The organism is Pseudoalteromonas sp. NGC95, assembly GCF_015864705.1.
In the GTDB taxonomy this organism is placed as follows: Bacteria; Pseudomonadota; Gammaproteobacteria; order Enterobacterales; family Alteromonadaceae; genus Pseudoalteromonas; species Pseudoalteromonas arctica.
Genome location: NZ_JADYWR010000005.1, coordinates 101,494 through 122,382 on the forward strand (window position 1 = coordinate 101,494; position 20,889 = coordinate 122,382).

The 20,889-nt window shown below is 38.5% G+C and carries 16 protein-coding genes; 4 read left to right on the forward strand and 12 right to left on the reverse strand.

What is annotated here, in order from left to right; all coding sequences use genetic code 11:
* Positions 1 to 2: 2 nt before the first annotated feature.
* Entirely contained in the window at positions 3 to 1,382 is a 1,380-nt protein-coding gene (gene cysS / locus I6E70_RS06370) for a cysteine--tRNA ligase (protein ID WP_024592761.1), read from the reverse strand.
* A gap of 155 nt (positions 1,383 to 1,537) precedes the next feature.
* On the opposite strand from cysS, the gene I6E70_RS06375 reads away from it, so the two are divergent.
* The 3 genes from I6E70_RS06375 (at position 1,538) to I6E70_RS06385 (ending at position 3,703) form a co-directional block, all read left to right on the forward strand.
* On the forward strand, positions 1,538 to 2,029 hold the full coding sequence (locus I6E70_RS06375) for a peptidylprolyl isomerase (RefSeq protein WP_197188314.1): 492 nt from the start codon (positions 1,538 to 1,540) through the stop codon (positions 2,027 to 2,029).
* Between the two features lie 87 nt (positions 2,030 to 2,116).
* Positions 2,117 to 2,854 (forward strand): UDP-2,3-diacylglucosamine diphosphatase, encoded by a 738-nt coding sequence (locus tag I6E70_RS06380; RefSeq protein ID WP_007580929.1) that lies wholly within the window; start codon positions 2,117 to 2,119, stop codon positions 2,852 to 2,854.
* A gap of 54 nt (positions 2,855 to 2,908) precedes the next feature.
* On the forward strand, positions 2,909 to 3,703 hold the full coding sequence (locus tag I6E70_RS06385; RefSeq protein WP_197188315.1) for a transporter substrate-binding domain-containing protein: 795 nt from the start codon (positions 2,909 to 2,911) through the stop codon (positions 3,701 to 3,703).
* Here the strand turns inward: I6E70_RS06385 and miaE are convergent.
* Positions 3,700 to 4,461: a tRNA isopentenyl-2-thiomethyl-A-37 hydroxylase MiaE gene (gene miaE / locus I6E70_RS06390; RefSeq protein WP_101217603.1), complete on the reverse strand. Its 762-nt coding sequence runs from the start codon at positions 4,459 to 4,461 to the stop codon at positions 3,700 to 3,702. The two genes, I6E70_RS06385 and miaE, sit on opposite strands and share 4 nt — an antisense overlap.
* 206 nt (positions 4,462 to 4,667) lie before the next feature.
* Here miaE and I6E70_RS06395 point away from each other — a divergent pair, with 206 nt between their 5' ends.
* Positions 4,668 to 5,267, forward strand: a complete 600-nt coding sequence (locus tag I6E70_RS06395) for a Yip1 family protein (RefSeq protein ID WP_007580923.1) — start codon at positions 4,668 to 4,670, stop codon at positions 5,265 to 5,267.
* 116 nt (positions 5,268 to 5,383) lie between these two features.
* Here the strand turns inward: I6E70_RS06395 and purF are convergent, their stop codons facing one another.
* The 10 genes from purF to I6E70_RS06445 form a co-directional block, all read right to left on the reverse strand.
* Entirely contained in the window at positions 5,384 to 6,910 is a 1,527-nt protein-coding gene (purF, locus tag I6E70_RS06400; protein ID WP_007580920.1) for an amidophosphoribosyltransferase, read from the reverse strand.
* 18 nt (positions 6,911 to 6,928) lie between these two features.
* A complete protein-coding gene (locus tag I6E70_RS06405) occupies positions 6,929 to 7,423 on the reverse strand; it encodes a CvpA family protein (protein WP_007376853.1) in 495 nt (164 codons plus the stop codon).
* A gap of 195 nt (positions 7,424 to 7,618) precedes the next feature.
* The gene (locus I6E70_RS06410) at positions 7,619 to 8,260 is read right to left on the reverse strand and encodes an SPOR domain-containing protein (RefSeq protein ID WP_024590975.1); all 642 of its coding nucleotides are present in this window, start codon (positions 8,258 to 8,260) and stop codon (positions 7,619 to 7,621) included.
* A gap of 11 nt (positions 8,261 to 8,271) precedes the next feature.
* Positions 8,272 to 9,537 (reverse strand): bifunctional tetrahydrofolate synthase/dihydrofolate synthase, encoded by a 1,266-nt coding sequence (gene folC / locus I6E70_RS06415; protein ID WP_197188316.1) that lies wholly within the window; start codon positions 9,535 to 9,537, stop codon positions 8,272 to 8,274.
* A 25-nt stretch (positions 9,538 to 9,562) separates the two neighbouring features.
* The gene (accD, locus tag I6E70_RS06420) at positions 9,563 to 10,438 is read right to left on the reverse strand and encodes an acetyl-CoA carboxylase, carboxyltransferase subunit beta (protein WP_007376856.1); all 876 of its coding nucleotides are present in this window, start codon (positions 10,436 to 10,438) and stop codon (positions 9,563 to 9,565) included.
* Positions 10,439 to 10,578: 140 nt separating this feature from the next.
* Complete coding sequence (gene truA / locus I6E70_RS06425) at positions 10,579 to 11,376, reverse strand: tRNA pseudouridine(38-40) synthase TruA (protein WP_007584098.1); 798 nt, start codon at positions 11,374 to 11,376, stop codon at positions 10,579 to 10,581.
* Positions 11,377 to 11,524: 148 nt separating this feature from the next.
* A complete protein-coding gene (locus I6E70_RS06430) occupies positions 11,525 to 15,730 on the reverse strand; it encodes a FimV/HubP family polar landmark protein (RefSeq protein ID WP_197188317.1) in 4,206 nt (1,401 codons plus the stop codon).
* A gap of 354 nt (positions 15,731 to 16,084) precedes the next feature.
* Positions 16,085 to 17,101 carry an aspartate-semialdehyde dehydrogenase gene (locus I6E70_RS06435; protein ID WP_007586655.1) on the reverse strand — a complete coding sequence of 339 codons (1,017 nt, stop codon included), beginning with the start codon at positions 17,099 to 17,101 and terminating at the stop codon, positions 16,085 to 16,087.
* Positions 17,102 to 17,149: 48 nt separating this feature from the next.
* Positions 17,150 to 18,271, reverse strand: a complete 1,122-nt coding sequence (locus I6E70_RS06440; protein ID WP_197188318.1) for a 4-phosphoerythronate dehydrogenase — start codon at positions 18,269 to 18,271, stop codon at positions 17,150 to 17,152.
* 265 nt (positions 18,272 to 18,536) lie between these two features.
* Positions 18,537 to 20,759, reverse strand: a complete 2,223-nt coding sequence (locus I6E70_RS06445; protein ID WP_197183137.1) for a TonB-dependent receptor — start codon at positions 20,757 to 20,759, stop codon at positions 18,537 to 18,539.
* Positions 20,760 to 20,889 lie beyond the last annotated feature (130 nt).

Below are 20,889 nucleotides of genomic sequence, written 5' to 3' on the forward strand. Positions count from 1 at the left end.
GCTTACGCTTTACGCCACGTTGTTTTACCGGCTGAATCTTCAAGTATTACACCTAACGCATTAAGCGCATCACGTGCTTCATCAGCAGCAGCCCAGTTTTTACTCGTACGTGCTTCATTACGTTTTACAATTAATGCTTCAATTGTCGCAACTTCGTCGTCATCTTGCCCGCCTTGTAAAAAAGCTTCTGGTGCTTGTTGAGCAACCCCTAAAACGTTACCAATACTGCGTAATATAAACGCAAGTTGCCCAGCTTGAACTGCGTCACTTTCTTTTACGCGGTTTAATTCTTTAGCAAGTTCGAACAACACAGGTAGTGCTTCTGGTGTATTAAAGTCGTCATTCATTGCTTTTCTAAATTTAGCAACAAACTCATTACCTTCTAAATCGCACTCTACCGGTTCGACATCACGAAGCGCTGTATAAATGCGCTCAAGTGATGAACGCGCTTGGTCTAAATTTTCTTGTGAATAATTAAGTTGGCTGCGGTAATGACCTGAAATTAAAAAGTAACGAACAGATTCAGGATCGTATGCTTTTAAAACTTCACGCACTGTAAAGAAGTTATCTAACGACTTAGACATTTTTTCTTTGTTTACTTGAACCATGCCAGTATGTATCCATGTATTTACATACTTGCCGTTGTTTGCACAGCACGATTGGGCAATTTCGTTTTCATGATGTGGGAACTGTAAATCAGACCCCCCACCGTGAATATCAAAATGCTCACCTAAGTGCTTTGAGCTCATTGCCGAACATTCAATATGCCAACCCGGACGCCCTTCACCCCAAGGTGATGACCATGATGGTTCACCTGCTTTTGCTTTTTTCCATAACACAAAATCAAGTGGATCGTCTTTATCTTGCGCCACTTCAACGCGAGAACCTGATTGCAGCATAGTTAAATCTTGCTGAGAAAGTGCACCGTATTGCTCAAACGTTGATACATCAAACAAAACATCGCCGTCGGCTGCAACATAGGCATGGCCTTTTTCAATCAAGCGCTTAACCATAACGATAATTTCATCCATATGGCTTGTAACTGTTGGCTCAATATCTGGGCGTAGCATATTTAGGCTATCAAAATCTTCATGCATCGCTTTAGTCATGCGCACAGTTAAGTCGTTTATTGACTCACCATTTTCGTTCGCACGTTTAATTATTTTATCGTCGATATCTGTAATGTTACGTACATATTTTAAATCGTAACCAATATGGCGTAAGTAGCGCACAATTACGTCAAAACCTACAAAAGTACGAGCGTGTCCAATATGGCAGTAATCATAAATGGTGATACCACACACATACATGTCGATTTTTCCTTCGACCATAGGTTTAAATTGCTCTTTTTGTCGCGTGAGTGTGTTGTATATATTTACCATTTACTTTGAGTCCTTGACTATTTACTTGAACAGTTATGTTACCACTTGAAAAGCCCCTGCTCTAGCGCTTTATAACAAACCAAACATCTACTTTGTTAATCTTAGCCAACTACGATAAAATAGCGCCAATATTTAAACCGGATATAGGAAAACACATGGTTGTTCTACACACTAATTTTGGTGACATCACCATTAAAATGTTTGAGCAAGAAGCTCCAAACACAGTTAAAAACTTTTTAAAGTATGCAAATGCTGATTTTTTCAACGGCACTATCTTTCATCGTGTAATCGATGGTTTTATGGTTCAAGGCGGTGGTTTTGTTCCAGGTATGGAACAAAAAGAAGTAAACGACCCAATTCAGAATGAAGCTAATAATGGCCTGTCTAATAAAGTAGGCACTTTAGCTATGGCACGTACACCTGATCCTCATTCAGCTACAGCACAGTTTTTCATTAACGTGAACAACAACGATTTTTTAAACCACAGCAGCGAAACATCGCAAGGTTGGGGTTATTGTGTTTTTGCTGAAGTAGTAGAAGGCATGGACGTAGTAAATAAGATTAAAGCAGTTGCAACAGGTAGTACTGGTTTTCACCAAGACGTACCTCTTGAAGATGTGATTATAGAAAGCGTTACTGTTAACTAGTAACGTTTACTCATATTATGTGAGTATATAAGCGGGTGTATACTATTAGTATATGCCCGTTTTTTTAAAACTAGAATAGACTGACCTATGACTCGCCAAACTTACTTTATTGCAGATTTACACCTAAGCGAAAACCGCCCCGACATTAGCGCTGCATTTTTTGACTTTTTAAATACACATATATTAAATAAAGATGTAGATGCACTTTATATTTTGGGTGATTTTTTTGAAGTATGGGTTGGAGATGACTACATTACTGCACTGAGTGCCGATGTAGCAAAACATTTAAGCGCCGTTAATGATGGTGGCACACCTGTTTATTTTATACATGGCAATCGTGATTTCATTATGCGCAAGCAATATGCCGACATGGCCGCAATGACATTACTCGATGAACAAACAGTCATTGATTTATATGGCACGCCTACCGTTATTTTACATGGCGACGAAATGTGCACTCAAGACACTGAATATCAAAACTTTCGTAAAAAGAGCCGTGGTTGGTGGTGGCCAAAGTTGATGCTTGCAATGCCGCTTTGGTATCGTAAAAAAATAGCGCGTAATGCCCGCGAAAAAAGTAAGTTAAGCCAAGCTGATAAACCTATCGAAATTTTAGACGTTGTCGATGAGGCTGTACTTGCCACCTTTGCCAAACATAACGTTACGAATATGATTCATGGTCATACTCATCGCCCTAATGTTCATACGTATAAAGTTAATGAACAAACACTTACTCGCACAGTGCTAGGTGACTGGTATACCCAAGGCTCTTATTTAGTCGTTACCCCTCAATCACAAGAATTAATTAGCACACCTTTCGCATAATTTAAAATTCTGACTATTATTTATCTATATATATGAATAATAGTGAGAGGTTGAATGATTAAGCTGTTAATTTTCATCGTAGTAATTGCCATTCCTACACAAGTATTTAGCAAGCAAACATGGCAAATTGTTACAGAAAACTACCCTCCCTATTTTAGCGAAAACCTACCTAGTAATGGCTGGCTATATGAAATAGCCGAATCAGCTCTTAAAACGCAAGGTATTAATAGCGAAGCCGAGTTTACGACCTGGGACCGCGCCCTAAAGCTATTAGAAAAAAACAGAAAAACCGCTATTTTAGGTGCTTTTTATTCATTAAAAAGAAATGAAGTTTTTTACTACTCTCGTCCACTTGCAGTTGCTCACTCAGGAGTTTTCAAACGAAAAGAGAGTGTTATTAATTTCGACGGTACAGTTCAATCATTAACACCTTATAGTATTGGTATAGAAGACAATGCCTTTGTAAGCCAAGAGTTTGCTAGAAATAGGGAGCTGGCAATAACGTCCACTAAAAGCCTTCCTACAAGCTTATATTTACTACAACAAGGGCGTATTGATTTAGTCGCGGGTACTAAAGAGGTTGGAAATTATTGGCTTGAACACACTAAAACCGAAGATTCAGATGATAATAATATTGAGTACTTATCGCCAGATCTTGCTTCTCATAAACTATATTTAGTTGTCTCTAAATCAAATTATAGAGCCAAAGAATACTTACAAAAATTTAATAGAGGAATTGATATAATAACTAAAAATGGACGCATTGCTAAAATTATGAAAAAACATAATTTCAGCAATCAGAAAATAGCAGAATATATTAATTTTTTAAAAGAAAATGAGGGTATTTAAACAGTGGGAACACCGCTGTGAAATTTAAAATCAGTATCGGTTGTCGAAATTAACTCTTTTTCTTTTTCACCAAAAAAGTTTACGCGATCGGTAATATCAAAATCAGCAATTTCTTGCGCTAGAGTTAAATAATCTTGGTAATGACGCGCTTCTGAACGTAGCAACGAAATATAAAAATCACCTAAACGTTTGTCAACATGCGGTGCAAGCTTTGCAAAACGCTCACACGAACGCGCCTCAATATAAGCGCCTACTATTAGCTTATCGACTAATGCATCGGGCTCGAACGTTTTAACATGACGAAGCATGCCTTTTGCGTAACGACATGGTGTAATACTTCGATACTCAACACCGTACTCGTCCATAATTTCGAGCACTTGATAAAAGTGATGCAGCTCTTCTTTTATCAGCAAAACCATTTTATCGATTAGACCTTGCCCGTATGGAGAACTCGATTTAGGAATTATTGATTTAGTGAGCTTATTTTTAGCAGCCAGATCGCGCCAATTCCCTTCTCGTTTGTAAATAAGCGTTTCAAATGGCTTTAGCCACTCGAGTAATGCATCACTACCCTCTTTATCTACCGCGTATTTACGTATTAAAAACATCGCACTTTGAGCTGCTTTTAATTCACAAATTAAGTGATCTATTAAAATGACTGATAAGTTTTCTTTTTTAATTGCTTGCTCCACCCATTGCTCTGGGGTGGTACACAATAAAAAGTTATTAATCGGCTCTAAAAGTTGGCTATGTGGCACGTTGACTGCTCATTACTAAATAAATTTGATAGACCGTTATTTTAACACGAAATTTTGCTTGGGATAAATCAAAGCCCTTATCTGCGTCTAAATGTTAATAACGAGTTAACTTGACTTTGCAAAATAAGTGAACCATAACTGTACATAGACTGTATAAAAATAAACCAACCAAAACAATAATACGTTCCTTTTATGGAGTAAGTACTATGATACTAAATCACCTCTGGGGCATTTATGCTCACCCACTTGAAGAATGGCAAACAATAGATAATCGCCATGAAAGTTTAACCTATAGTTTGTCGCATATTTTACTGATTGCTTTATTTCCTTCAATAATGGGCTACTACTCATCTGTTTATTTAGGATGGAGTATAGGTGCAGGCAATCCCGTATTTTTAACGCACGATAGTGCACTGCTAATTGCAGGTGCAATGTATTTTGCTTTAATAGCGGGTGTTTTTGCATTGGCGTATTTAGCCCATTGGATGGCGGTTACATTTGGCTCTAAACCTACATTTACACAAACACTTGAACTTGCAGCATATACTGCAACACCAGTGTTTATGTCGGCACTCGCCGCTTTTTGGCCTGTACTTTGGTTTGTAGTGTGTATTGGAATTATTGCACTGGCTTACTCGGTTTATTTACTCTATACCGGCGTACCAATACTTATGCATATCCCAGAAGAGCGCGGCTTTATTTACGCCAGCTCGGTAGTAACGTGTGGATTAATATTACTGGTTATTATTTTAGCTGTAACAGCTATGCTTTGGACTAATGGGATTGTTAGCCCAATGTTTACTTAATAAATTTCACCTAAAAAAAGAGTCATGTTTGATAGAAATGTTCCCTTTCTTTCCTTCGCAAAAAAGGAGCTAATTAGCTCCTTTTTTTTGTGTAACGACTTTTTATTAACTAATCATTAATCAGCTTCGTTTTCGTCTTGGTTGTGTATTTCTAAACCTGAAGACATCGCACTTTCTCGGGTGCTTTTTGCTGAATCGTTACGTAGCTTATCAATACGATTTAAATAGTTTTGATCAATATCGCCAGTAATATATTGGCCATCAAATACTGAAGTTTCAAACTTAGTAATTTCAGGATTTTCTTGGCTAACCGCAGCAATTAAATCTTTTAACGATTGAAAGATTAAACCGTCAGAACCAATACTTGCATTAATATCTTCTACTTCACGTCCGTGAGCAATAAGCTCAGCGGCTGAAGGCATATCAATACCGTACACATTAGGGAAGCGTATTTCAGGTGCCGCTGATGCAAAGTAAACGTTTTTAGCGCCAGACTCTCGGGCCATTTCAACAATTTGTGCTGATGTTGTACCACGAACAATTGAGTCATCAACTAATAATACGTTTTTACCTTTAAACTCGCGATCAATTGCGTTTAGCTTTTGACGCACTGATTTTTTACGCATCTCTTGGCCAGGCATGATAAATGTACGGCCAATATAACGGTTTTTAACAAAACCTTGGCGATACGGTAAATCAAGTACACGTGCGATTTCCAGTGCTACATCACATGAAGTTTCTGGGATTGGGATAACTACATCAATATCTTTGTCAGCCCATTCACGTGCAATTTTTTCGCCTAGTTTAGTCCCCATGTTTACGCGTGTTGCGTACACAGACATACGGTCTATTGTTGAGTCAGGTCGAGCAAAATAAACAAATTCAAAAATACACGGCGAGTAAGATGCCTTATCAGCACAACTAAGTGAATGGAATTCACCTTCTTCTGTAACATATATAGCTTCACCAGGGGCTACATCACGTACAAACTCAAAACCGTCCGGTTTCAACGCAACGCTTTCTGAGGCAAACATGTACTCAGTACCTTTTTCGGTTTCGCGTTTACCAAATACAAGTGGGCGAATACCATTAGGGTCGCGAAAAGCAACAATGCCGTGGCCGATAATCATAGCAATAGTTGCATAACCACCGCTTACTTTATTGTTTACTTCGGTTACCGCAGTAAAAATATCTTCAGGGTCTAAATGCAACTTATCAGATTTGCTTAATTCATGTGCCATGATATTAAGTAAAATTTCAGAGTCTGATGTTGTATTAACGTGACGACGTGCTTCTGAGAATAACTGCTCTTTTAAAGCTTCTGCATTAGTAAGGTTGCCATTATGGGCAAGTGCTATACCAAACGGTGAGTTAACATAAAAAGGCTGTGCTTCAGATGAGCTTGAAGATCCTGCTGTAGGATAGCGCACATGGCCAAGACCAATTGTACCTTGTAGTCGTTTCATATGACGTGTGTGAAAGGCATCTTTCACTAAGCCATTTGCTTTGCGCAAGCTAAACGTATTATTCTCAATGGTAATGATACCCGCGGCATCTTGACCACGGTGCTGCAAAACAGTTAAGCCATCATAAATCGCCTGATTAACAGGGGATGTTCCGACTATTCCAACGATACCACACATGTAATTTATCCTCGCCGATTAACGGTTTACTGAATTTAAAAAGCTCGAGTTGTTTTCTAGGTACGAAAAGAACCATTCAACAACAAAGCCAAATTCTGGAATCAAAATAGAATTGCCCCACCAGTGCGTATTGGGTGCACCAGTAAAAGCATCAAGAAAGAAGAGTAACGCGCTCACGACCAACACGCCTCGTAGAGCACCAAACACTATGCCAAAGACACGGTCGGTACCCGATAAACCAGTACGATGTACAAGCTCACCTAAAATATAGTTTAGTAAACCGCCTAACAGTAGCGTCGCAAAGAATAATATGGCTATGGCCGCAGCATTTCTTAAAAGGGGTTCAGAAATGGTTGTTAGGAAGGAAGCTAAATATTGGTAAAATAAGCTAGAGATGATAAAGGCGCCAGCCCATACCGCTAATGACATTGCTTCTTTTACAAAGCCGCGTATTAAACCGATGATGGTAGACAATGCAATGATGCCAATAATGGCGTAATCAACCCAGATCATAAGAACCAATTAGTCGCTAATTTGGGGCGCATTCTATACCCAAACATCGTTAGTATGCAAGTTTAAACGGGAGATTACTGGGTTGTAGTCAATACAAAAAATTAACATTATAGAATGGGTATTGTGAGATAAAGATAATGATAAAAACAAATATAAATAAATAAAAAAAGGCTTGTGATACAAGCCTTTTTTTAATTATTTTGTTACTTCGTATTGCGTAACTTTACCATTTAATTTAGTAAGCTCTTTCAGCTGGGGAAGCTGCTTTTGTAATTCATTTTTATCAAGCGAAGGACCAACAAATACCTTGGTTAACGTCCCATTTGGGGTTTTAATCGGTTTAGTAAACGTTTTAAACCCTTCAACTTTTAATTTAGCCTGTAATGCTTTTACATTTGCAACATGTGAAAAACTACCTAATTGAATCACGTAAGCCATACTTGTTAGGTTTTCATCACTTTTACGAGGCGCAATAGGTTTTGGTTTAGCCTGAACAGGTGCCTTAGTGATCGGTGTTGCTTTGGGTTCAATAGTCGCTTCAACAACTTTATTCTCTACAGCGTAGTCACTCTCATCCATAGCGTTTTGCTGCTCAAAAGCTTCATCGTCAGCTTGAATATCTTCAATTTCATCTTGTTTTAGTGGCTCAGCATTAGCCATGTTTTCATCAATTGACTCTTGAAGATCGATTGTTTTGAACTCAGGGCGATCAGGTATCGCTTTAAAGCCCTCTTTATAATGCACTTTTTCGCCATCGAGTATATTAGGGATAAACACAATTGCTGCGATCACTACTATACTTGTTCCGACTAAGCGATTAATAAAACTTGAGTTCACCGACATCCTCTCTATTTTTTAAAGTAATTAATAGCGCCGGCCACTGTAAAAAATGAACCAAATACAATCAACATAGTATCACTTTGTTGTTTTGGTAAAATTACACTCAGTGCCTGTGCCACACTATCATAGCTATTGATAGTATTATGATGAGATATACCCTGCAGCGCATTTTGTAAATTACTTGCAGTGTCGCCTCGCGGACCACTTAAGCTCGCTAATGACCACTCATCGACCAAGTGACTTATTTCTTTGAGTACACCCACTTTATCTTTATCAGCAAGCATAGCGGCTAATGCATGAATTTTAAAGCCTTTATCTTTATAGCTTGATAACTTATTGGCTAAGTAACGCGCCGACTCAGGGTTATGTGCTACATCGGTAAAGACTAAAGGCTCAGCGCTTAACTGCTGAAACCGCCCTTCTACAACTAAATTAGCGAGGCAATTTCGTATGACTTGCTCACTAGGTAATAAGCTTAAAACACTTAGCGCAGTTAACGCAGTTGCTGCATTTTGACACGGTATTGCTGGCTTATCTATTACAAGATTATGTTCTTTATATTGCCAATTAAAGCTCTCAGCATTCTCTTTGAAAATAAAGTCACTGCCCGACAACGTCATATTGGCATTAATTTCTTTGCCGTAATCAGTCATTGTGTGAGGAATATTTAAATCCCCTATAATAGCAGGCGTATTTTCACGAAAAATACCGGCTTTATCATAAGCCACTAACTCTCGTGTATCACCTAGGTACTCTTTATGATCTAAATCGATAGTGGTGATCACGCTTGCAAAGGGAGTTACTATATTTGTAGCATCAAAGCGCCCGCCTAGACCAACCTCTAGTAATACATAATCGACCTTACAGCGTTTAAAAATTGCCAACGCACCCAAAGTACCATATTCAAAATAAGTCAAAGGAGTGTCTTTACGGCCTTGCTCAAGCTGGTGAAAAGCATCTATATGAAGTTGGTCTGCCAGTTCTTCGCCATTAACTCGTACACGCTCGTTATAACGAATTAAATGAGGAGATGCGTAAGTACCCACGCTAAAACCTTGCGCTAGCAATAGCGACTCTAAGCAACGTGCAGTGGTGCCCTTACCGTTTGTACCGGCAATAAGAATAATTTTACTTGGAGTGTTTAAAAGGCCAATATTGTTGGCAACATTAGCAACTCGTTCTAGGCCCATTGCAATGTTAGCGGGGTGAACACTTTCTAAATAAAAAAGCCAATCATCAAGGCTTGATGATTGGCTAGGAATTGTTTTTGTCATAGCGTGTAATCAGTAAAGCTGAAATTTACGCTACTCTATGCTCTTGTTCCGTAGAAGGCAAGTTCATAAATTTAGCTAAAATGCGTGCAAGGGTATCGCGCATTTCACGGCGGTCAATAATCATGTCAATTGCACCATGTTCTAGCAAAAATTCACTACGCTGAAAACCTTCAGGTAATGTTTCGCGAACAGTCTGCTCAATAACACGAGGACCTGCAAAACCAATTAACGCTTTAGGTTCAGCAACGTTAATATCACCCAGCATAGCAAGTGATGCAGATACACCACCCATTGTCGGGTCGGTCATTACTGAAATAAATGGAAGACCTTTTTCCGTCATTTTTGCAAGTGCAGCACTTGTTTTAGCCATTTGCATAAGCGACATAAGCGCTTCTTGCATACGTGCTCCGCCTGATGCAGAAAAACAAATAAGCGGCATGTTATGCTCTAAACATTGATCAACAGCATCAACAAAGCGAGCGCCAACAACAGAAGCCATTGAACCACCCATAAATGAGAACTCAAATGCTACCGCTGCCACTGGAATACCTTTTAATCGGCCTTTCATAGCTACAAGTGCATCTTTTTCACCACTTGCTTTTTGGGCTGCACTGATACGGTCAGAGTACTTTTTAGAATCTTTAAACTTAAGAATGTCTTTAGGCTCATGTTGTGTACCAAGCTCTTGACGATCACCTTCATCTAAAAAGTGCTCTAGGCGCTTACGGCCACTAACACGCATGTGATGGTCACACTTAGGACATACGTTTAATGACTTTTCTAATTCAGCTTTATATAAAATTGAATCACACGATGTACACTTAGCCCAAACACCTTCTGGGATTTCTTTACGACCTGATGATTTTGTCGTTTTAGGTAAGATTTTTTCTAGCCAACTCATTTGCAACTCTCTTAATACTGTTCTGTGTCGCGAGCCTGCTAATAGCAATTAGCAGACAAATTTTTTCAATTAAAACATGAATTACACTAACGCGGTATAAAAAACTGGTCTTAGTAGTTAAAAGTGCTTACAAAAAGTACTTATACCACATCTATATCAGGCAAAAATAAAGGGCCTAAAGGTGTTTGAGGAATATTAAATTGCTCAGGGTAGTCAACATCCACTAAATACAAACCAGCAGCCTTAGCGGTAGCACTGGCCTTTGCGCGTTCTTTACAATCAAGTAGCTCTTTTATCCATATAGGTTGTTGTTTATGTAAACCAACATCCATTAAGCTGCCTGTGATATTACGTACCATGTGATGTAAAAATGCATTCGCTTTAATATCAATAATAACGTAAGTACCTTGGCGCTGTACCGACAGATGATGAATTGTTCTTGTCGGTGTATTCGCTTGGCAATGTATCGCTCTAAAAGAGGTGAAATCGTGTTTACCTATTAAGTACTGACACGCCTCTTGCATCTTTGTTTCATCAAGATGATGATGAAAATGCGTAACCCCCTCGTTTAATACCGCACCTCGTAGGGGGGAGTTATAAATAACATAGCGATAACGACGAGCTGTAGCACTAAAACGGGCATGAAAGTCATCAGCAACCGGTTGGGCAAAGCGAATAGCAATATCTTTAGGCATTAAAGTATTCATACCTAGTGTAAATGCGACCATATCGCGATCGGCTTGCGTTTCAAAGTGTATTACTTGGCCTGTGCCGTGCACACCAGCATCTGTACGCCCTGCACATATAACTTCAACAGGATGATTACAAATACGCGACAACGCTTTTTCTACTTCTTGCTGTACGCTATTTACATGTGATTGACGCTGCCAACCACTATAACGTGCGCCGTTGTATTCAACTCCAAGTGCTACTCGCATAATTACCGTTTTACCTACTGTGCTAATGAACGAGGCATTTTATGCTATCTAACGATGCAATAAAAGGAGACCTGTCGTAATCAAACCAATACACATAAAAAAACCCGTATTTAGCTAAGCTAGATACAGGTTCTTATAAACATTTTAATTATTTTAGTTTAGCTTTTAAGCTAAGTGCTTCCTCTTGAACTTCTTCAGGACCTTTGTTAATGACATCCTCAATAACTTTAAGCGCAGAATCAAAATCATCAATTTCAATATAAGCACGCGCTAAATCAAGTTTAGCTGAGTAGCCACCACTTTCAGCATCAACATCCGTTGGGTTATCACCTGCAAGTAATGCATCAAACTCACTCAAACCGACATCCATATTAACGTCGGTGTAAGGTTCGTGTTCAAGTTCAGCGTCGTCACTTTCTTCTAATAATGAATCAATATCTACAAATTCGTCATTATCAAGTTGCTCAACATCACTACCTTCAACAAGTGACTCTTTTGTAGTTAATGAATCATCTGTCTCTAAGTCTTCTTTTAGCAAGCTGTCAAAGTCAACATCAAATTCACTGCTGTCATCAACACTTAACTCTTCAGGCTCTGCTAACTCACTAAGTAATGAATCAAAATCAGTTTGCGTCAAATTCGACATAAACTCTTCATCAAGTTCGTCGTCAGAGCTAATATCAGTGCTACCCACTTCATCTAAGCTTGTTAACTGTGCTTCGCGCTCTGCATTTGTTTGCTCTTGCGATTCGTCTGATAACTCATCAGTTAGCGTTAGCGCTTGCTCTAAACTATCTTCGTCAAATTCAGCATCTAATTCAGAAAAATCATTTTCAATTAAAATCTCATCATCAAAATCATTTTCTAAACTATCTAAATCAGCATCTGCCATAAGTGCGTTTGCTAAATCTTGCTCAGCTTGGCTGGAAGCGACTCCCGGTGCCTCACCATCTAAATCATCCCCTTGTAATTCTTCAGGGGTAAATGGCAACTCACTTTCTAATGTTTCTTGAACTTCATCAAGGTTAAGAGGTTTGATGTCATCTTCAATACTTGGTGGTTCAACAGAATCAACCTCATTATTAATTTCTTGAAGTAAATCATCATCAAGCGACTCATCTTCAATCTCCGTTTCAGTTTCTAATTCAGAGAAGTCATTATCAATTAATAGTTCATCATCAAAATCATCTTCTAAACTATCTAAATCACCATCTGCCATAAGCGCATTTGCGAGATCTTTCTCTGTTTGACTAAGTGCTACTGCATTTTCATCACCCGATGCATCTCCTTTAAGCTCTTGCGGCTCAAACGAAGGCTCATTCTCTAATAATGATTGATCATCGTCTAATTCAAGTTCAGGATATTCATCCAACTCTTCACTTGGCGTTACAAGCTCGCTATCAAGCTGCTCTTCAATTTCAGTAAGATCTGAGTCATCGTCGCCCGCTAGCGGATCGTCACCAAGATCAACTTCTATTTCTTCAAGATCATCATCAAGCTCATCTAAAGACCAATCAGGTGTTTCTATATAGTCGTCATCAGTGGCCTGTTGTAGCTCACTTAAAAGCTCATCAACGCTCTTTAAAGTATCATCTGTATATTCTTCTAGTGCATCTTCAGGATCAAGAAGCGACTCTGATGTGTCTGAAAAATCATCAACCGTTACATCTATAAGTTCTGGCTCTTCTTCAAGCTCTGGCTCTTCTTCAAGCTCTGGCTCTTCTTCAAGCTCTGGCTCTTCTTCAAGCTCTGGCTCTTCTTCAAGCTCTGGCTCTTCTACAAGTTCTGGTTCTTCTTCAAGCTCTGGCTCTTCTTCAAGCTCAGGCTCTTCTAAAGGCTCAAGTTCTTCTAAAAGCTCTGGCTCTTCTTCAAGCTCTGGCTCTTCTTCAAGCTCAGGCTCTTCTTCAAGTTCTGGTTCTTCTTCAAGCTCTGGCTCTTCTTCAAGCTCTGGCTCTTCTTCAAGTTCTGGTTCTTCTTCAAGCTCTGGCTCTTCTTCAAGCTCAGGCTCTTCTAAAGGCTCAAGTTCTTCTAAAAGCTCAGGCTCTTCTTCAAGCTCTGGCTCTTCTTCAAGCTCAGGCTCTTCTAAAGGCTCAAGTTCTTCTAAAAGCTCTGGCTCTTCTTCAAGCTCTGGCTCTTCTGTAAGTTCAGGCTCTTCATTTAATGATGAAGCAATCGACTCAATATCATCAACATTTAATTCTTCTTGAGCATCTGCTAAATCCTCAACTGAGTCTGCTAATGCATTATCAATTTCTGAATCTCTTACATCTGAATTTTTTAGTTCATCATCAATTAGGTTATCTATGTCGTCTAAATCAAAGTCGTCACTTTTCTCAACTAATGATTTATCTGCAGTATCAACCGCTGCCTCATCAATTAAGCTATCTATGTCGTCTAAATCAAAGTCGTCACTTTCCTCAACTAATGAATCATTTGCAGTATCAACCGCTGCCTCATCAATTAAGCTATCTATGTCGTCTAAATCAAAGTCGTCACTTTCCTCAACTAATGAATCATTTGCAGTATCAACTGCTGCCTCATCAATTAGGTTATCTATGTCGTCTAAATCAAAGTCATCACTTTCCTCAACTAATGAATCATCTGCAGTGTCAACCGCTGCTTCATCAATTAAGCTATCTATGTCATCTAAATCAAAATCGTCGCTTTCCTCAACTAATGAATCATCTGCAGTGTCAACCGCTGCTTCATCAATTAAGCTATCTATGTCATCTAAATCAAAATCGTCGCTTTCTTCTAGAAGTTCATCTTCGTCGAGTAACTCTGCATCAATTGAGTCATCTACCACATCACTTTTTGGGTCATTCGCTTCATCAATTAAGCTATCTATATCGTCTAAATCAAAGTCGTCGCTTGTATCAAGTTCAGCTGAAGTGTTATTTGAGGTATCTAATTCTGTTGATGTTTGATCTAATAATTCATCTATATCAAAATTATCATCATCTGCAAGCTCCTCACTTAAAGCCGCCATTTCATCATGAGACTCTAAGCTATCATCCTCTAAAGCTTCGCTTGTTTGCGGTGCATCAAACTCAGGTAGACTATCGTCTTCATCAAACAAGCTATCTAAATCGTCATTAGTTAGAATTTCATCATTGTTTATTGAGTCATCAGATAAGTCTAAATCAATATCTTCAGCGTTTTCATCCGAAGGTTGATCAAACCCTTGTTGCATAAAAATATCGAGTTCATCATCGTCATCGGTATTTTCATCATCAAAAACAATGTCATCACTTAGTAGACTTTCAAGCTCATCCTGATCGAGTAAATTCTCACCACCTGAAAAATCATCTAGGCCGTCATCTAAATCATCATCAGGCAACATACCATTTTCAAGATTATCATCAAGTTGAACACTCAAGTCATCTAAAGGGTCGGGTACAATTGGATCGTCATTTAAACTTGGACCTAAATCATCATCGCCAGTGTAAATTGGGGTTTGTGGTAAAAAGTCATCATCGTTTTGTGGCTCTTCTTGATTACTTGCTCGTTTGCGTAAAAACATAACAATTGCAAAAATAATCAGTAGCCCAGGAATAAACATTGATAAACCCAGCACTATCGGATTTGAAAATAATGAGCTTAAATCAAACGATTCTTTTGGTACTATCTCTTGTTTTTTTTGTTGTGCAATAATCTCGTTTTGCTTAACAATTAGTTCTTTTAATTGATTTTGAATTTCACTGTCTTGTCCTAACTGTAAGCGTAAGTTTTCGAGTTCGTTTGAAATACCTGATAATTGTTTTTTAAGATTATTATTCTCAACTAAAATTTCTTCTACATTACTTACAGAATTTTTAAATTGTTGTTGTAACTCAACCAGCTTAGTACTTTGCTCTGTTTTTATTTCATTTAATTCTTTCTGTATCTCTTTTTTGGCATCGTCTACGTCGACTTTACGAGCTTGGGTTACTTTTGTTTGTGCTGAGGTAATTTCGCTTTGCGTAAGTGTGCCATTTTTTTTCTTTTCCCATAATGCATCATCTTGCTCTGAGCGTTGTTTTGCAAGCTGTGTATTTACACCTTTTATTTCGGCTAAAGTAGGGATTTTTAAATAGGCACCATTTTGAATATGATTAAGATTTTGTTCTAAAAATGAGTTGGGGTTTTTGTTATACAAGGCCTGCATAACTTGATAAATGCTGACGGAGTTATCTGGGCGCACTTTAGCCGCTATACGCCAAAGTGTGTCTGTTGGTTTAATTGGCCCAATAGATCGCCCTTGCGCACCATAGTCAACGCCTTTAGGCCCCTTTAATTGGGTACTGTCTTGAGAGTAAACTGGCGTTACTATCAATGCAGACGCTAATATAATAAGTGTAACTAAACCGCGCATGCTGATCCTTTAATATTTAAATATTAACAAAACACTTAAAGCTTAAGTGCATAAATATTGTTGATTATTGCTGTTATCAGCCAAATGACTGACTCGCATTTATTATTACAATCTATTTTTATTGCAAGCTCTATTCCAATTACAAACTATAAACCAGTTAAGGCTTAATATCCATCGCAACACCTTGAAAATAAATGCCTTAAAACATCTTTATAAATATTAATTTATTGAATGTTATCAATCAGTTTTTATACTTTTAAAAATAAACGGCAAAAAACTGACAAGCTCTATAAACAAAAAGCGGCAAACAAATAATGTTTACCGCTTCTAAAATGTGTTCAGCGCTATTAGCTATTACATGTAATTAGCAATAAGCTCTTCTGCAATTTGAATGCTGTTAGTTGCAGCACCTTTGCGAGTGTTATCACTTACAACCCACATGTTTAATCCATGAGGATGAGAAATATCAGCACGTAATCGGCCTATATAAACAGTATCGTTACCACTAGCGTCAGAAACTGCTGTTGGGTAATCACCTTCATCATCAATTAGCTCGACACCAGGCGCGTCTTTTAAAAGTTGCTTAACGTGTTCAAAGTCATAAGGCATGCGCGTTTCAATATTAATTGATTCTGAGTGACCAAAAAACACGGGAACACGTACACATGTAGGATTTACTGCAATAGTGGTATCACCCAAAATTTTATGAGTTTCATTTACCATTTTCATTTCTTCGCGTGTATAGCCATTATCCTCAAAGCTATCAATTTGAGGAATAACGTTAAATGCAATTTGCTTTGGAAATACTTTATTATCCATAGGGCGTGCATTCATCAAGTTAGCTGTTTGCTTTGCAAGTTCATCAACCGCTTCTTTACCTGCGCCCGATACAGCTTGGTAAGTAGATACGTTAATACGGTCTATTCCGTAAGCATCATAAATTGGTTTAAGTGCTAACATCATCTGAATAGTTGAACAGTTAGGGTTAGCAATAATATTACGATTCCTAAAATCAGCTAGGCTTGAAGCATTAACTTCTGGCACCACTAGTGGGATTTCAAAATCATTTCTAAAGTGCGATGTATTATCGATTACAATACAGCCGGCATCAGCAGCAATAGGAGCATATTTTTCAGATACACTACCACCAGCAGAAAACAAACCTATATGCGCTTGGCTAAAATCAAAGCCTTCAACGTCAAGTACTTCAATGGTCTCACCACGAAACTTTATGTCTTCACCTGCGCTGCGGCTGCTCGCAAGTAAAAAAAGCTGATCTACAGGAAATTTACGATCTGCTAGCGTTTCAATGATTTGACGGCCTACTAAACCAGTAGCGCCAAGTACGGCAACGTTATATTTTTGCGACATATTTCTTCCTCTATAAACGACATTAAAACAACATCGTTAGTTAAATAATTATTTAGCTATGCTAAAGCCAAGTTGACTAAGTGCTGCTAGTTGTGGGCTATCACCTTGTAGGAATAAGGTGCTAAATTCTCGCCTTACCGGATAGTTTTTACGTAAACTATCAAAGCCCTCACCTTCTAAATGACGAAGTAAAATTCCGTCATCGCGGCGTACGTCATAAATTAAATGCACCAAACGGGCAATATCTTGCTCGCTTAGGCTTTGCGTAACAGTTGTATGTGTAATAGCAGGTATTGGTAGAAAATCATCCAACGATTTACTCACCTCTACACCTTTTAGGTCACACAATTTTTGATACAACATTTGTGTACCTCGTGCTTTCCCCTCAAGTGTATGCCCTGCGATATGCACACTGGCATAACGCACATGCTCTAGTAATTCAGTTAGAATATTGGGCTCTTTTTCCCATACATCAAGTACTATATCTAAATCAGCCCCAGCTTCCATTACCTCAAGCAATGCTTGATTATCAATTACGTCGCCTCGGCTTGCATTAATTAGCGTGGTTCCTGGCTTAAGTGCTTGTAATCGCTCTTTATTCATCATGTGCAGCGTTTTGTGCTCGCCACCTTTAATAAGTGGAACATGAAAAGTAACAACATCTGCTTGCGCTAATAACTCATCAAGCGCTACATGCTCTTGTAGTAAGCCCTGTTCGTGCTTAATTGGATCGCATAACAGTACGTCGACATTTAATGCTTTTAATTTTTGCGACAAACACGTGCCAATGTTACCCATTCCTACAATACCAATTGTTTGACCACACAATGGGCGCGCATTTTCTTGGCTTAATGCAAATAAACTACTAATTACATATTCAGCTACAGCAACTGCATTACAACCAGGAGCACTGGTAAAAGCAATATTTCTATCATGTAGTAATTGCGTATCAATATGGTCAATGCCAATTGTGGCAGTGCCCACAAAGCTCAGCTTGTTAGCTTGTGCCAATAGTTCATGATTAACATTAGTCACTGAACGAGTAAGGAGTACATCTACATTTATTAATTGTTCAGGCGTTAATTTACGACCATCAAAACGCTCAACCTCACCAAAGTCTGCAAAGTACTGCTCAACTAAAGGCATATTTTGATCGGCAAGAATTTTCATCACTGAGTCCGTTTGGCAATTAAGTGGCGCCATTGTAACGAACAACCAAGCCTTTACACAAACTAAAAAGGCGCATTTTAGCTGATACAAATACTTAAAAGTGGTTATGTTGATTGTTTTAAATCAGCAATTTAAATTAGGGATTTAAATTATGTGGATAATAATTTTACTATTGAATATATAAAGGCCGAATCACAGCATGATTCGGCCTTTGTTATGAAAAATAAACTTCAATTACATTGAATTTTATTTACTTGATTTTAGTTTATAGCTCAAAATCTTTTTTGAATTTCAAACCAAATTCACTGCGGTCATTACTACGCATTACACCAACAAAACCTGATTGTTGTAGGCGACCAACATCGTAAACTTCGTTTAGGACGTTTTCACCATACAGTGTAACTTCCATATCGCCATATGGATTAGTGTACGAAATATTAAAACCAACTAGTTCACGAGAATCAATGGTCTCACTTTGGTTGTAAACTGATTGACCTTGCATTTCACTGCGATACGAATAATTAGCATTAAACGCAAGTGTTGCGCCACTCTCTAAATCCATAAAGTAAGAAGGTGCAACCATGACAGTCCAGCGTGGCGTCAGTGCTGGTGAATCGCCTTTACCTATGCCTTGTACACCCTCAGCCACTTCTGTTATTTCAGAATCTAAATAACCAACTGCACTACGAATAGTAAAGTCATCGGTAATAGCAACAGTTGTTTCAAGCTCAATACCTTGCGCTTTAGATTGACCCGCATTTTCTACAATTGTTACAAAGCCACCACCCGCTGTTGGATCTGAAAATGGTAATGCTAAATCGGTGTAATCAGTCACAAATACCGCAAGCATCATAGATACATTTTCGTGTACTTGGCCTTTTAAGCCCATTTCGTAGTTAATCGCTTTTGTTTCGTCAAACGATACAAATTGATCTGGTCCACCAAATGGACGCGGTGGAAAACCACCTGTTTGATAGCCTTTTTGAATCTGGCCATAAACATTCATATTATTGCTAAGCTGATAAGATGCATTTACATCCCACGTAACCGCATCAAAATCTGCACTTACATATTTACGAGTTGGAAATGATGGGAATATAGCATTTGCATCTTTTTCATCTTTTGAATAACGAAGGCCACCACCAACCGTTAAATCGTCAGTTAAATCGTAGCTGGCATTTATATATGCTGCATACGAATTAGTTTCTTGGTTAATTTCAAATTCGCCGTAACCGCCAAATGATTCTGTTACACCATCATTCAACAAGCCATTAGGTGTATTAAATGGGCTAAATACAAACGGGCCTGAACGTGTAAAGCCATCTTCATTAAAAAAGTAAAGACCAGATACAAAGTCCATATTATCGAATGTTGCATTTAGCTGAACTTCAAATGAGTACTGATCAGCACCGCCCTCCTCTGGAAACTCAGACAAGTTTAAAGGTGATGCATCATCATCTAGGCCACCTTCATACTCAGATGTACGGTAGCTTGAGATAAACTTAGTGGTATAAGTATCGTTAATTGCCCAATCGGCTGAAAACGATGTGCCCCAACCTGAGTAAGAGGTAGATTCAATACCCGCAACAGTTGTGCCTAAATCATCAGGGTCTGATGGAATTAAATCTTGAGTCAATAATGGGAAGTCGCCATTAAAAACATCATTTGAGTCTAGTGGGTCTGTCAATTCAATTGTATAAGGCGATTGGCCAGATTCGTTATCAACACCATCTAAAGAAAAAGTGAATGCTAAGTCGGTATTTGCTTGCCATTTAAGTGCAACACGACCACTAAATTCTTCTTCCTCACCAATTTCTTTTTCTGGGTTTGCTAAATTAACAGCTTCGCCCACACCATCACGTGTTTTGTACGATGCACTTGCAGACATACTTACATCATCTGTTAGTGAGTTATTAAAATAAACATCACCGGCAATACGTCCTCGGCTTCCCAGCTTAGCTGCAGTAGTAACAATACCTTCATCACCAGGTTGCTTTGTAATTACATTTACAGCGCCACCTAATGTATTACGGCCATATAAAGTACCTTGTGGGCCACGAAGCACTTCAACACGCTCAACATTAGGTAATGATAAGTTAGAACCCATTTGACGACCTAAGTACACACCATCAAGATACACACCCACACCCGGATCGGTAGTTATTATGTGATCTTGCAAACCTATACCGCGGATAAATACAGACGCATGCGCAGAATTGCCCACGCCATAGCGGGTAATATTTAAATTTGGAACATATTTACCAATATCTTCTAGGTTACTCATATTGGCTTTATCAATTAGGTTAGCGCCAATTGAAGTGATAGCGGTTGGAGATTCAAACAGGCTCTCTGTACGTTTACGAGCTGTGACTTCTATCTTTTCAAATGCGTCTTGTTTAGCTGTTTTTTTAGTTTCTTCGGCGTTTACAGAGGTAGTGAGTGCAGCAAAAATTGCTAGACTTAACTGTGAGAGGTTACGTAATTTCAAAATATTCTCCAAAGGATACCGTGTGATTTAGTTATGCATTTATACTTAAAAGTATAAATTTCAGGCATAAAAAAAGATGCGTAATGCATCTTTCCTCTGGATGGGTATTATATGACAGAATTGTGAAGAA